This window comes from Streptosporangium sp. NPDC049248, from assembly GCF_040678965.1.
In the GTDB taxonomy this organism is placed as follows: domain Bacteria; phylum Actinomycetota; class Actinomycetes; order Streptosporangiales; family Streptosporangiaceae; genus Streptosporangium; species Streptosporangium fukuiense.
In genome coordinates this window covers 89,965-103,895 of record NZ_JBFAQY010000015.1, presented here as the reverse complement: position 1 = coordinate 103,895, position 13,931 = coordinate 89,965, and the positions used below count along the sequence as shown (strand labels likewise).

At 69.5% G+C, this 13,931-nt stretch carries 11 protein-coding genes; 5 read left to right on the top strand and 6 right to left on the bottom strand.

From position 1 onward, the window contains the following. The first annotated feature begins 208 nt into the window (after positions 1 to 208). Positions 209 to 1,150, top strand: a complete 942-nt coding sequence (locus AB0K21_RS25710; protein ID WP_364153854.1) for an EamA family transporter — start codon at positions 209 to 211, stop codon at positions 1,148 to 1,150. A gap of 78 nt (positions 1,151 to 1,228) precedes the next feature. Here AB0K21_RS25710 and hisC read toward each other — a convergent pair whose 3' ends face one another. After that, positions 1,229 to 2,290: a histidinol-phosphate transaminase gene (hisC, locus tag AB0K21_RS25705; RefSeq protein WP_343961622.1), complete on the bottom strand. Its 1,062-nt coding sequence runs from the start codon at positions 2,288 to 2,290 to the stop codon at positions 1,229 to 1,231. Positions 2,291 to 2,352: 62 nt separating this feature from the next. Between hisC and AB0K21_RS25700 the strand changes: the two genes are divergently transcribed. Continuing rightward, positions 2,353 to 2,976 carry a Uma2 family endonuclease gene (locus AB0K21_RS25700; RefSeq protein ID WP_364153851.1) on the top strand — a complete coding sequence of 208 codons (624 nt, stop codon included), beginning with the start codon at positions 2,353 to 2,355 and terminating at the stop codon, positions 2,974 to 2,976. Between the two features lie 94 nt (positions 2,977 to 3,070). On the opposite strand, the gene AB0K21_RS25695 is transcribed toward AB0K21_RS25700, so the two are convergent. From AB0K21_RS25695 to AB0K21_RS25675, 5 genes are all read right to left on the bottom strand, one after another. Then, complete coding sequence (locus AB0K21_RS25695; RefSeq protein WP_343961618.1) at positions 3,071 to 3,739, bottom strand: NUDIX domain-containing protein; 669 nt, start codon at positions 3,737 to 3,739, stop codon at positions 3,071 to 3,073. A gap of 19 nt (positions 3,740 to 3,758) precedes the next feature. Next, entirely contained in the window at positions 3,759 to 5,576 is a 1,818-nt protein-coding gene (locus AB0K21_RS25690; protein WP_343961615.1) for a DUF4434 domain-containing protein, read from the bottom strand. 60 nt (positions 5,577 to 5,636) lie between these two features. Continuing rightward, entirely contained in the window at positions 5,637 to 6,725 is a 1,089-nt protein-coding gene (locus AB0K21_RS25685) for a glycosyltransferase (protein ID WP_343961613.1), read from the bottom strand. A gap of 19 nt (positions 6,726 to 6,744) precedes the next feature. After that, a complete protein-coding gene (locus AB0K21_RS25680; protein WP_343961611.1) occupies positions 6,745 to 8,010 on the bottom strand; it encodes a nucleotide sugar dehydrogenase in 1,266 nt (421 codons plus the stop codon). A 129-nt stretch (positions 8,011 to 8,139) separates the two neighbouring features. Next, entirely contained in the window at positions 8,140 to 9,690 is a 1,551-nt protein-coding gene (locus AB0K21_RS25675; protein WP_364153845.1) for a glycosyltransferase family 4 protein, read from the bottom strand. Here AB0K21_RS25675 and AB0K21_RS25670 point away from each other — a divergent pair. The 3 genes from AB0K21_RS25670 to AB0K21_RS25660 all read left to right on the top strand — a co-directional run bounded on the left by AB0K21_RS25670 (position 9,674) and on the right by AB0K21_RS25660 (position 13,514). After that, positions 9,674 to 10,174: a hypothetical protein gene (locus AB0K21_RS25670; RefSeq protein ID WP_364153842.1), complete on the top strand. Its 501-nt coding sequence runs from the start codon at positions 9,674 to 9,676 to the stop codon at positions 10,172 to 10,174. The genes AB0K21_RS25675 and AB0K21_RS25670 overlap by 17 nt on opposite strands. A gap of 49 nt (positions 10,175 to 10,223) precedes the next feature. Further along, on the top strand, positions 10,224 to 11,393 hold the full coding sequence (wecB, locus tag AB0K21_RS25665; RefSeq protein ID WP_343961605.1) for a UDP-N-acetylglucosamine 2-epimerase (non-hydrolyzing): 1,170 nt from the start codon (positions 10,224 to 10,226) through the stop codon (positions 11,391 to 11,393). Between the two features lie 63 nt (positions 11,394 to 11,456). Continuing rightward, complete coding sequence (locus tag AB0K21_RS25660) at positions 11,457 to 13,514, top strand: glycosyltransferase (protein WP_364153839.1); 2,058 nt, start codon at positions 11,457 to 11,459, stop codon at positions 13,512 to 13,514. Positions 13,515 to 13,931 lie beyond the last annotated feature (417 nt).

Here is a 13,931-nt window from a genome sequence, read left to right as displayed (position 1 = left end):
TTCGACCTGGAGGCTTCCGCCGCACCCGGACGGCGGAACCTCCCAGGTCACGGCCCGTCCGGCTCGGCGTGGCACGACCGGCGGGGGCACGGTCCGCCCGCCCCGGCGCGGCGAGGGTCCGCCAGGCCGCGAGCGTCGATCTCAGCGTGGCGGAGGGGACCGAACCCCGCGTGCGATATGTCGGGCCTTGCCAGTATTGTCACGAGCTATGCGTCATGACAGTGCTGACAGCCGTAAGGCGCTCCTCGTCTGGGGGGCGCTGGCGATCGTGTACGTGGTGTGGGGATCCACCTACCTCGCGATCATGATCGTGATCGAGACGATGCCCCCGCTGCTCAGCGGCGCCATCCGCTTCGTCACGGCCGCGCTCGTCCTCGGCGTCACGGTGCGCCTGCTGAAGGGGCGCGAGTCCTTCCGGATGACCTGGAAGGAGGCCGGTGGGGCCGCCCTGGTCGGCCTGCTGCTGCTGAACGGCGGCAACGGCATGGTCGCCGTGGCCGAGCAGCACATCTCCAGCGGACTGGCGGCGCTGCTGGTGGCCTCGACACCACTCTGGCTCGTGATCTTCAGGGTCCTGTTCAGGGACCGGCCGCAGGTACTGACGCTCGCCGGGGTGCTCATCGGGTTCGGCGGTGTGGCGGTCCTCTCGCTGACCGGTGGGGGCAGCGCGGCCGACAGCACCGGAATCGTGATCATCCTGCTGGCGTCGCTGTCCTGGTCGGTCGGCTCGTTCCTGACCTCCCGCATCCCGATGCCCGCGAACCCCTTCACCGCGAGCGCCGTCGAGATGGCCGCCGGCGGCGTCGGGCTCGCCCTGACCGCCACCGTGGTGGGCGAGCACGTCGACCTCGCGGACGTCTCCACCCGGTCGTGGATCGCGCTCGCCTACCTGATCATGGTCGGGTCGCTGGTCGGCTTCACGGCGTACGTGTGGCTGCTGAACAACGCCCCGATCTCGCTGGTCTCCACCTACGCCTACGTCAACCCGGTCGTGGCGGTCGTGCTGGGCGCCCTCGTACTGAGCGAGGAGGTCACCGGTTCGATGATCGTGGGCGGCCTGGTGATCGTCCTCGGCGTGGCCCTGGTGGTCTCCACGGAGCGGCGCAGGAAGCCGGAACCCGTCTCCGGCCCTGAGCCCGCGACCGTGTAGGCCACGGGCTCGCCCTCGCGCGGTGGTCATCCCGCCACGGCGCTCCCGGCCGGTGCCGGAAACGCCGCGGCGAGGCGGTCAGCCCCTCGGAAAGGCCGCGGCGACCGCCAGGAAGGTGTCGTTGGCCTCGGGCTCGCCGATGGAGACCCGGACGCCCTCGCCGGCGAAGGGCCGCACCGCGACGCCCTCGGCCGCGCACGCCTCGGCGAAGTCCAGCGTGCGCTCGTTCAGCCGGAGCCAGACGAAGTTGGCCTCGGTCGCCGGCACCGTCCAGCCCTGGGCGACGAGCGCTCCGCGGACCCGGTCGCGCTCCTTGACCACGACCTCGACCCGCTCCAGCAACTCCTCCTCGGCCGCCAGCGAGGCGATCGCCGCGACCTGGGCGAGTTGGTTGACCGCGAACGGCACGGTCGTCTTGCGGACCGCCGACGCCACCGGCTCCGCGGCGATCAGGTAGCCCACCCGGAGCCCGGCCAGGCCGTACGCCTTGGAGAAGGTGCGCAGCACCGCCACGTTCGGCCGGTCGCGGTAGACGTCGACCCCGTCGGGGACCCCGGCGTCCCTGACGTACTCGTGGTACGCCTCGTCGAGCACGACCAGCACGTCCTGCGGAACCCGGTCGAGGAACGCCTCCAGTTCGGCCGCCTGGACCACGGTGCCGGTGGGGTTGTTCGGGTTGCAGACGAAGATCATGCGGGTGTGCGGGGTGATCGCGTCGGCCATGGCCTCCAGATGGTGCCCCTCGCCCAGCAGCGGGACCCGCACCGAGGTCGCCCCCGCCAGGTCGGCCAGGAGCGGGTACGCCTCGAAGGACCGCCAGGCGTAGATCACTTCGGCGCCCGGCTCGCTCACGGTCTCGAAGAGCTGCTGGGCCACCGTCACCGAGCCCGCGCCGAGCGCGATGTGCTCGGCCGGCACACCGAACCGCTCGGCGAGCGCCTCGGTCAGCCCAGTGGCGGCCGGGTCGGGATAGCGGTGCATCTGACCCGCGGCCCTGGCGACCGCCTCGACGACCGAGGGCAGCGGCTCGTAGGGGGATTCGTTCGAGGAGAGCTTGTAGGACCGGCCGTCGGCGGACACCACGGCCTTGCCCGCCCGGTAAGGGGGCATTGTGTCCAGGATCGCGCGGAAACGAGGCATGGCCTTACTTTATGAGCAGCGGGCGGATGAGGCATCATCCTGTAAGACTGGAGGTGAGAGGCATGCCCGAGCGGAAGGACGACATGAGCATCGCACCGCTGGCCGACGTCGAGCCCATCCCCGACTGGGCGATCCCCCCCATAGAGGGCTTTACCGCCGATGACCTCGACCGGCTTCCGGGGATCCCTCCTCATACGGAACTGATCGATGGCACCCTCGTGTTCGTGAGCCCCCAGACCCGTTTTCACGCTCTCGTGCTCTTCCTCCTGCACAGAGAGCTTGATCGGACGGCACCCGCCCACCTTCGGGTAGAGCGGGAGATGACGGTGAAACTGGGGCGACGTCAACGGCCGGAGCCAGATCTGGTGATCCTGCACGCACACGCGCCCTCCGACATGATGCGGACTTTCTACGAGGCGGAAGACGTGCTGCTCGCCATCGAGGTCGTCTCCGAGGAGTCCGAGGAGCGCGATCGCAACCGTAAGCCCCAGATGTACGCCCAGGCCGGCATCCCCCATTTCTGGCGGATCGAGAACGTCGAGGGCCGCCCCAGCGTCCACGTCTACGAACTGAACCCGGTGACCGGGGTGTACGCACTCACCGGCGTTCACCAAAACCGGCTGAAGCTCAGTCTCCCCTACGACATCGACATCGATCTGACGGAGATCGGCGACCCTCGGCCTTGACCGGTCGGCAGGCCGGTGAGGTCCTTCCTGGAGCCCGGCGGGTGCCGCGGAGACCCAGGCAGAGATCCCCGGCGTACCACGCCGGAAAGGGCCGTCAGTCCTTGAGGGAGCGGAGCATCGGGGGGTGGAGCATCGTGGCGGGCCCACGGCGGTAGAGCTTGGCGGGGCGGCCGCCGTCGCGGGTGGTGGTGTCACCGGTGGGCACCAGGAAACCCTCGGCCTTGGTGACCTTGCGGTGGAAGTTCCGCGGGTCGAGGACACGGCCCCAGACGATCTCGTAGACCCGGCGCAGCTCGGCGACGGTGAACTCCGGCGGGCAGAAGGCCGCGCCGAGCGGGGTGTACTCCAGCTTGCCCCGGGCCCGCTCGATCCCGTCGACCATGATGCGCCGGTGGTCGAAGGCCATCTCGCGCAGTAGCGAGGAGACCGGCTGCCAGCTCATGTGCGCCTCGGTGGAGGCCGGAAGGTCGGGGGCGAGACCGAGGTAGGCGACGCTCAGCACACGCTGGCGCGGGTCGCGGTCGGGGTAGCCGTAGGTCTGGAGCTGTTCCAGGTGCACGGGCGCGCCCGGCAGACCGGCCCGCTCCGCGAGAATCCGCTCCGCCGCGGCGGGCAGATCCTCGTCGAGATGGATGAAGCCGCCTGACAGGGCCCAGCGTCCCTCGTACGGCGGCTTGTCGCGCCGCCAGACGAGCGCGCACAGCGCCTGGAAACGCACCGTGAGGACGACCAGGTCCACGCTGACGGGAATGCGCGGAACCATGGCAGGCACGTTACACCGGTCAGAGCCTCACCCGGACGTGCAACGGCTCGGAGGCGGCACGCCCGTCGGCCGCGGCGACCGAGACCTTGACCCAGGTGTCCTCGGGCACCTGGGACCAGTCGAACGGGATCCACGCGGTCTCCATCCGCACCGGCAGACCGGGCGGCATGTCCGTGAGGTTCACCCCGGCCACGTCGACGACACGGGGCTCCTGCTGCCCCTCCCAGGTGATCGTGACCTTGGAGCCCATGGGCATGTTGTAACCGCGGATCTCCATGCCGTCCTGGATGTCGCGTTGCATGCGGACCGCGTCGGCCGCGATGGGCCGGTTCCAGTCGCGGGCGATCTCCTCGGCGAGGGAGGGCGAGCCGCAGGTGTAGAAGTCGCTCCACATGTAGGAGACGACCTTGGAGACATAGCGTCCGACCTGCGCCACGGCCGTGTCGAGCCGTTCCTTGTCGGTGCTCCCCCTGTCGTACCCGGCCGCGCAGGTCTCCTCTCCGGACGGCTCGAACGCCTCGACGTTGGCCCAGAGTTCCACGTTGTGGCCCTGCTCGGCCATCTCCGTCCGGACGGTCGACATCTCCCGGTAGTAGTCGCGGGTCGAGCCGTGGTAGGCGTCGCCGTTGCGCTTCTCCCCGACGACCGGCCACAGCCGCCTGTCGGCCTTCTCCTCGCGCTGGTCGGGCCAGAACAACCCGACCTTCCCCGTTCCCCGGCTGTCCTGCGGCGCGATGATCCCGACCCCGGTTCTGACCAGGGCCTCGAAGCCCCTGGCCACCTGCTTGGGAGTGGCGCTGAACGACTTGTCCTTGCGGGCGTCGAGGTAGGGGCTGACCAGGACGGGGCTGCCGGGCATCTCCTGCTCGACGATCTGGTGCTGCGAGGCGTACATCTTGAGCGTCGGATGGTCGTCGTCCGACTCGCCGGTGTACTTCATCTCCCGCATCTGCAGCTCGAACGGCTGGTAGAAGCCGCCCAGCGAGGGCCGGTCCCGGAAGCGGGCACCGTAGTCCTGCATGATGCGCCGGGTGAGCGTGGTGAGCGTGTCCGTGCCCTGCTTGGCGGCCCGGGTCTGCTGCGCCGGGTCGCGGGGGGCCAGCGGCAGCGCGGGGAACACCTTCACCCCGAACTGGTCACCGAGGTCGAGCAGCTCGGTGAGGCTGTCCTCGTGCGCGCCCGCGATCAGGATCACGTGGTAGCCGCGCCCCTTGCCCCTGATGTTCTCGCAGCTCGCGTCGTCGCTGCCGTCGTCGGTGGCGACGATCCGGTAGAAGACGGTCTTCCTTGTGACGATCTTCCGCTCGAACTCGGGGCAGCGGAAGAGCTGGGAGCCGAACGCCTCGTCGGTCCGGTACACGAACGTCCAGCTCACCCGGTTGCCCGGGTTGGCGGCCTTGAGGTCGTTCTCCGCCGCGGTCACGCACGGCACCCCGTTCTCCTCACACGGTTCGTAGCGGGAATCGATCTTTCCCTCGCGGTCGAGGATCCGGCCGTCGTCGTCGACCCTGCGGGCCTGCAGGCCCCAGCCGATCCGGATCACGGTGTCGCCGCCCACCTTGTGGATGGCGGCGAACTGCCGCCGCCAGGTGCAGTGGTCGGCGGTCGGGACGAGCCAGTAGCCGGTGATCGCGTACGGCGCCCCCATGGCCGTGTCGAACGTTCCACACGGGTCGGTGAACTCGGTCGCCTCCGGCACCGGCACCGAAGGGGAGGGCGAGGGCGAGAGCGGCGAGCTCCCACTGGTCGGAGAGCCGTCTTCGACGGGCGTGATCATCACGAACGCCGCCACTCCCGCGAGGATCGCCACGCCCAGGAAAGCGATGAGCCAGCGCACGTTCAGGACACTACCGTTCTTGTGATCTGGCAGACATAAGGAGCTTTGTCATACCGGAAATCAGCTCTTGACGCCCGCCCACGCCTCCAGCTGGGCGACGAAACGACGGGCCGAGTTGGGCCAGTGGTGGTTCGCACGGGCCGCCGCATACCCCCGAGCGCCCTGGGCATGCCTCGCCGAGACGTCGTCGCGGAGGAAGAGCACGGCCTGGGCCACGGCCTTGGGATCCCGCCAGGGCACGACCATGCCGCTGTCGTAGCGCTCGACCAGTTCCACCGCGCGGGGCGAGGGGGTGGTGATCACCGGAATGCCGTGGGCCATGTACTCCACGATCTTCGTGGGCATGGAGTGCCGGTAGTTGGGCTCGTCGTGCAGCAGGGAGAGGCCGGCCAGCGCGCCGTCGAGCCGCTTGAGCGCCTCGTCGTTGGGCATGAAGTCTCGCCACTCCAGCACACCCTCCGCCACCGCCTCGTTCAGCGTCGGCCGCGACTGCGGGTCGGCGTAGCCGATCAGTTCGACCGCCACCCGGTACGGCTGGAGCAGCCGTGCCACCTCGATGGCCTCGCGCACCCCGCGCGCCTCCGACAGCCAGCCGAGGTAGACGATGCGGTCGTCGCCCGGCGGCGTCACCTCGTCGGGCACCCAGGTCTCGTTGGGCACCACCAGGTGGGCCTGGCGGAACCGTCCGGCGTAGGCGGTCTCGGCCAGCAGCAGGTGCAGGTATCGCTCGGCGGTGCCTTCGAGGAGGCGGGCCATGAAGCGCACCGGCGGGCGGAGGAACGCCGGCAGCCAGGGCTTCAGCGACAGCGTCGCTGGAGTGTCCTCGTGCACGTCCCAGACCACCGGGGGCCGCTTGCGCACTCCCACCACCGCGAGCAGCAGCTCGGGGTCGTGGATGACCACCAGGTCCACCTGCCCGCGCATGCGCTTGAAGACCTTGCGCGCGGCGCGCACCGCCGACAGCCGCTTGCGCTCGGCGGCACGGGGAAGGTCGATGCCGTTCACCCAGGATCGGGCCATGACGCCCCGCGCCGTGTACGGGGCCGCGTACGTGACCTCATGACCGGCGTCCACGAGCGCGCGGATCTGCCGGTGCAGGATCCGGGCGTCCTCGGGATGATGCACCACGGTCATGACGAGCACGTGCACTGCGCGCAGCCCTTCGTCGCTAGAGCCGCTCGACGCGTTCACCCTCGGCGAGCACGCCTCGGGTGTCGAGCACGAGCTTGCCTTGGTCCTCGACAATCGACAGGTCGAAGGCGGCGTGTTGCTGGAGCAACAGCGTCACGTCGGCTTCGACGACTCCCCTGGCGAGGTCTTCCTCGCGCGGCACCTGGACTCCGTCGACCCGCCAGTCCTTGACGTACGGGTCGGTGAAGACCAGTTCCGCGCCCAGCTCCCGCAACGCCCGCGCGACCGGCAGGGCCGGGGTCTCGCGCTCGTCGGCGATGTCGGGCTTGTACGTGACACCGAGCAGCAGCACTCTGGAGCCGTTGACCGGCTTCCTGTGCCGGTTGAGCAGGCGCTGCACGCGGGCCACCACGTACGACGGCATCCGCTCGTTGATCTCCTGGGCCAGCTCGACGAAGCGGAACGGATAGCCCAGCTTGCGCACCGTGTAGGAGAGGTAGGACGGGTCGACGGGGATGCAGTGACCGCCGACACCCGGTCCGGGGAGGAACTTCTGGAAGCCGAACGGCTTGGTGGCGGCGGCCTCGATCGACTCCCAGAGGTCGACACCCAGCTCGTCGCAGAAGATCGCCATCTCGTTGACGAGGGCGATGTTGACGTGGCGGTAGGTGTTCTCCAGGAGCTTGGCCATCTCGGCCTCGCGGGTGCCGCTGACCGGCACGACCTGCTCGATGAACTGGGAGTAGAACCCGACCGCGCGGTCCTTGCAGGCGGAGGTGTAGCCGCCGACGACCTTCGGGGTGTTGCGCAGGCCGTACTTGGGGTTGCCCGGGTCGATGCGCTCGGGCGAGAAGGCGAGGTGGAAGTCGGTGCCCGCGGTGAGGCCGGAGCCCTCCTCCAGGATGGGGCGGGCGACCTCGTCGGTGGTGCCGGGCCAGGTGGTGGACTCCAGAACCACCAGCGAGCCCGCGCGAAGGTTACGTGCGACGGTGCCGGTGGCGCCCTCGACCGCGGACAGGTCGGGGCGGTGGTCCTCGTCGAGCGGGGTCGGCACGCAGATGACAATGGTCCGGCTGTCGGCCAGCACGGACTCGTCCCCCGTGGCGGTGAATCCCCCCGCCAGCATGTGCTCAAGGTCGGCGTCGGTCAGGTCGTCGATGTAGGACCTGCCCGCGTTGAGAGCAGCGATCTTGCCGGGGTCGACCTCGAAGCCGATGACCCGCAGACCGGCTGCCGTGGCCTCCTTGGCCAGGGGCATGCCGACGTAGCCCAGACCGATGATGGCCAGGTCGTAGGCAGTCACTGGATGACCTTGGAACGCCGGAAACAACACTTCATGGTCGCAAAGGCTATCTCAAGTCCGAACGAGCTACGCCTAATGCGATTGAACGCATCACAAACGGCAGGTATCCCCGGTGCCATGACAAGGTCATTAACCGGCAATGGATCGGTAAATATCACGGTACGTCTCCGCGATGCGGCTCCACGTACGCTTCGCGGCCACCTCTGCCCGTCCAGCCTCACCCATCTCGGCCCTTCGCCCCGGATCGTCCCGCAGTCCGGCGATCGCCTTGGCCAGTGCCTCGGGGTCTCCCGCCGGCACCAGAAGCCCGGCGCCGTCGGAACCCACGAGCTCCGACAGGGCGGGCAGGTCGCTCAGCACGACCGGCTTGCCGAGAGCCATCGCCTCGACCGGTTTCAATGGCGTAACAAGTCGGCAGACCCGCAGGTCCTCTCGGGGACAGACGAAGATGTCGATCGCCGACTGGGCCTGCAGCGCCTCGTCGGGGCCGACCCGTCCCGGCATGATCGCGATGTCGCCGAGCCCCAGTTCCTCGACCTGCTCCAGCAGTGCCGCCCGCTCCACGCCGTCGCCGACGAGCAGCATCTTGACCGGCGCGCCCTCGTCCCGCAGCAGCGCGGCGGCGTTGATCATGGTGGCGAAACCCTCGTAGGCCACGATGCTCGACACCGAACCCATGACGACGTCACCGGGCTCGATGCCGTAGGCGGCGCGGAACGCCATACCGTCGTACTCGGCACTGAGCAGCGAGTCGTCGACCGCGTTCGGCGCCAGGTAGATCTTTTCCCTCGGCACCCCGCGCTCGACGATCTCGGTCGCCATGGTCTCGGCGAGGGTGACCACCGCGTCGGCGGAGCGCATGATGAACGCCTCGCGGTCGCGCTGGAGCACGTGCCGCTGGCTACCGATGCGCTTGGGGTCGCGGGAGGCCCAGGTCTCCTCCAGGAAGCCCCGGACCTCGTAGACCATCGGCGTGCCGGTCCGCTCGCGCACCGCCAGCGCCACCGAGCCGTTGCGGTGGTCGGTCGCGGCGTGCAGCACCTGCGGACGCAGGGTCCTGACCAGCTCGGTGACCTCTCCGGCGCCCCGGATCATCCGCCCCTGGCTCTCGAAGGGCACCTCGCCGCTCGGCAGCAGCCGGTGGTAGGGGATCCCGTCGATCTCCTCGTACGGCGTCGCGTCGGCGTGGCCCTGCATCATCGGCCAGCCCCAGCTGGTCACGACGTGCGGATCCAGCCCGGCGGCCTTCTGCGAGGTGACGATGCGGTGCGTGCGAACCGTGTATCCGGCCTGCGTGTACGGCAGCGCGTTGGTCACACAGTGCAGCACCCGGCCACCGAACCGCTCACCCACGATCACCTTCGCCTTGGGCGGGATCGGGTTCGGCTGGATCGAGGCCAGCTCTCCGGCGTAGTAGGCGGCCCGGCGCTTGATGAAGGGGTAGCGGGTATGGGCCTGGAGCACCTCGGCGGCCTCGCTCATCCGGCCGGCGTCGAAGTGCTCCTTCGCCTCGGTCCACGGGCCCTTCACCATGCGCATGCCGAGCTTGCGGACGACGATCTTGGCGCGGCGCGCGACGGGCCAGGCGAACCGGCCCACGATGGGACGGACGCTCGACGGGAGCGTCTCGGCCGCCGCCTGCGCCACGCGTACCGGGTCGGACTTGACCTTCGTCGCCACGACCCGGGAGACGATCACCGGATGCTGGACGAAACCCTTGATCAACCCGCGCAGGCCGGCCCTGGCCGACTTCGCCGACACCGGAGCCTGTGACACCGGCCCCGCGGGGGCCTTCCCACCGTCCGGGGGCGTCGCCGGAGCGGGGAGCGTCACCGACGCCTGTGGCGTGTCCGAACCGGGAAGCGTCTCCACGACCGGGGGCGTCTCCGCACTCGGCGGCGGGGCGGGCTCGGTGGGCACCTCCACGGCCGGAGGCAGTTCCACGGCCGCGGTCGTCTCCGGTTCGGAGGGCGTTTCCGCCTCCGGGGCCGTCGCCGTGCCCGAGGTCGCCACCGGCTCCGCGTCAGGCTCGGCGGCCGGAGGCGTCACCGATGTGGCGGGCGTCGCCGGCACCGAGGGCTTCGCGGGAGCCGAGGGCTTCGCGGGAACCTTCGCGGGAACCGAGGGGGAGTCTGGCCTGTTGGCATCGGATACCACGCCGTGACCGTACCATAGGCAAGGTTTGCCCCACTGCCGCATGAAAGGCGAGGTCAATGAGGGACTTTGCCGGTCCGGGCGCTGCTCAGGGCCCCGAGAATCCCCTTGTCCTGCACGTGCTCGGCGCACGGCCCAACTTCGTGAAGGCCGCTCCGGTGGTGCGCGCGCTCGCCGAACTGGGCGTGCGGCAGGGCATCATCCACACCGGCCAGCACTACGACGCGCTCATGTCGGACGTGTTCTTCGCCGACCTCGGTCTCCCCGAGCCGATCGCCAACCTGGCCGTCGGTTCCGGCTCGCACGCCCGCCAGACGGCGGCGCTGCTCGTCGGCCTTGAGGATGTGGTGCTTGAGCAGCGGCCGACGCTGGTCGTCGTCTACGGCGACGTGAACTCGACGCTGGCCGCGATCCTGGTGTGCGCCAAGCTCCACGTGCCGACCGCGCACGTGGAGGCGGGCCTGCGCTCCTTCGACCGGGAGATGCCGGAGGAGGTCAACCGGATCGTCACCGACGCGCTGTCCGACATCCTCTTCGCCACCTCTCCCGACGCGCTCTCCTACCTGGCCGCCGAGGGTGTCGACCCGGCCCGGGTGCACCTCGTCGGCAACCCGATGATCGACAGCCTGTTCTCCGCGCTGGACCACCTCGACCCGGCCCCGGTCCGCTCCCGGCTCGGCCTTCCCGAGCGGTACGGGGTGGCCACCCTGCACCGTCCCGGCAACGTCGACGACCCCGCCTCCGCCAAGGAGCTGGTCGAGGCGGTGCTCTCGGTGAGCGAGCGCCTCCCGGTCGTGGTGCCGCTGCACCCGCGCGGCCGGACCCGCCTGGCCGAGGCCGGGCTGGTGGACACCGAGAACCTGCGCATCATCGACCCGCTGGGCTACGTGGACTTCCTGTCGCTGGTGCGGGGCGCGACGCTGGTCGTCACCGACTCCGGCGGCGTGCAGGAGGAGACGACCATGCTGGGCGTCCCCTGCCTCACCGTGCGGCCCAACACCGAGCGGCCGATCACCATCACGCACGGCACCAACCGGCTGGTCACCCCCGCGCAGCTGCCCGCCGCCGCCGACCTGGCACTGGCGGACGGCGCGGCGACGCCTTCCGGCGAGCTGCCCCCGCTCTGGGACGGCAAGGCCGGTCCCCGGATCGCCCGGGTGATCGAGAACTGGCTGCGCGGCGGCAATCTCTCCCCGGCCGGGCAATCCGTACCGCCCAAATCACTTTAAAACGGCTATTTCGGCACGGCTTAGGCCGTAGCCTGGCACGACCCCGGACAAAGGCGATCCCCCATGAGCGAAGAGACCCCCGAAGAGCCGAAGTTCCAGCGTCTTGGGCCGATCAACTGGCTGCCCGAGGAGCGCAAGGTCGTCGAGCGCTTCGAGGAGCGTGTCCGGGACCTTGAGCGGCGGCTCGCCATCGCCGAGGCGAAGGCCGACTACGCGCAGTGGAAGCTGGAGTCGACCAAGGTACAGCGCCCGTACCGGGTGGCCGAGGCACTGACCGCGGCCAAGGGATCGGGGGTCACCGCGCTGCCGGGCAAACTGCGCTCCGCGATGCAGACGCGCAAGGGCCCCAAACCGCCCCGCCCGGTGGCCGAGGTGGTCGCCGAGCTCGACCAGCAGGGGCCCGTGGTCGACGTGCCGCAGGTCAAGTGGCCGGCCGGCCCGATCGTCCGTCCGGACATGAAGGTCGCGGTCATCCTGGACGACTTCTCCCGGATGGCCTTCAAGTACGAGTGGGACCAGATCGAGTTCGGGCTCCGCGACTGGCCGGAGATCTTCGCCGAGCGCCGTCCCGAGCTGCTGTTCGTGGAGTCGGCCTGGCACGGCAACCAGGGCCGCTGGCGCTACCAGATGACCGGGACGAACGCCCCCAAGCCCGAACTGCGCGCCCTGATCGACTGGTGCCGCGTCGAGGGGATCCCCACGGTCTTCTGGAACAAGGAGGACCCGCCGAACTTCGACTTCTTCATCGACACGGCCAAGCTGTTCGACTACGTCTTCACCTGCGACGGCGACATGGTCCCCCGCTACCGCGAGGTGCTGGGTCACGACCGGGTCGACGTGCTGCAGTTCGCCGCGCAGCCCCGGGTGCACAACCCGATCCAGGAGAAGCGCGGCCGCCTGAACGACGTGGTCTTCGCCGGCATGTACTTCAGGGACAAGCACCCCGAGCGCCGCGAACAGATGGAGACCGTCCTCGCCCCGATCCGCGAACTCGGCCTGCACATCTTCGCGCGCAACGGGACCGTGGACGAGAAGTACGCCTGGCCTGCCGAGTACGTTCCGCACATCGTGGGCGAGCTCCCGTACGACCAGATGCTGGCCGCGTACAAGATGTACAAGGTCTTCCTCAACGTGAACTCGGTACTCGACTCGCCGACCATGTGCGCCCGCCGGGTCTTCGAGCTGTCGGCCTGCTCGACGTCGATCGTCTCGGGCTGGTCGCGGGCCATCGAGGAGACCTTCGGATCGCTGATCCCGATCGCCCGTGACGAGCTGGAGTCGTACAACCAGGTCCTGCACCTGATCAACAGCCCCGAGCTGCGCGCCCGCCAGGGGCACCTGGCGATGCGCGAGGTCTTCGACAAGCACCTGTTCTCGCACCGGGTGGACCAGATCCTGGAGATCCTCGGCAAGCCGGTGCAGCGGCGGACCCGGTCGATCTCGGTGGTGCTGCCCACCAACCGGGCCGCCCAGATCGAGCACGCGATCTCCTCGGTGGCCAAGCAGATCCACCGCCCTGTCCAGCTCGTCATGGTCCTGCACGGGCTCGACATCGACCCCGTCGTGGTGGCGGACAAGGCGCGGATGGCCGGGATCACCGACGTCGTGGTGCTGCCCGCCGACTCGTCACTGTCGCTGGGCGCCTGCCTCAACCTGGGCATCGCCGCCGCCGAGGGCGAGCTGATCGCCAAGATGGACGACGACAACCTGTACGGCGAGCACTACCTGTCGGACCTGGCCCGCGCCTTCGACTACTCCGACGCCGAACTGGTCGGCAAGGGCGCGCACTACGCCTACTTCGAGGGCAGCAACACCACGATGCTCCGCCTGCCGGGGCTGGAGCACCGCTACGCCTTCCTGGTGCAGGGCGGCACCTTCCTCGGTAAGGCCGACATGTTCCGGCACTACGGGTTCGAGGACGTCACCCGGGGCGAGGACACCCGGCTGGTCCGCCGGCTCAAGGAGGACCGGGTCAAGATCTACTCCGCGGACCGGTTCAACTTCGTCTACTGGCGCAGTGGGGACGCGGGCATGCACACCTGGCAGGCCGACGACATCAAGCTCACGCGTAACGCGCAGTTCTCCTTTGTGGGGCATCCGGATGCGCATGTGATGATCTGATTTTCGGCCGGGCCGTCGCGGGAGGGTTTTCCGGCGTGCTCGATGACGGGCCGGCCGCTCTGGTAGGGACGCGTTTTCTGGCGGGGGCTTGTTCTCTGGCGGGTGTGTGTTCGCGCTCCGGTGGGTGGGTGCTCCGGGCGGCCGTCGTTGGTTGCCGTCTGGTGTTTCAGGCCTCCGGCCTGGCGGGCGCGGTGGTTACGGATTCTTATAAGCCGCCCGGAGCACCCACCCACCTCCGCGCACCCGCTGTCTCGCCGTACGGTCTGCGGGCCGTAGTCGCTTCCTTGCGGGCCGCCCATTGAACTCTTGGACGCTGAAGCGATCCGTACGGGGGTCGTTCCGGGTCCGTCGCCGTAGCTGAAGCGGCGGTGCGGGAAGGAGCGCAGGGGGCTCGCCGTATTTCGTCAGGCCCGTCGT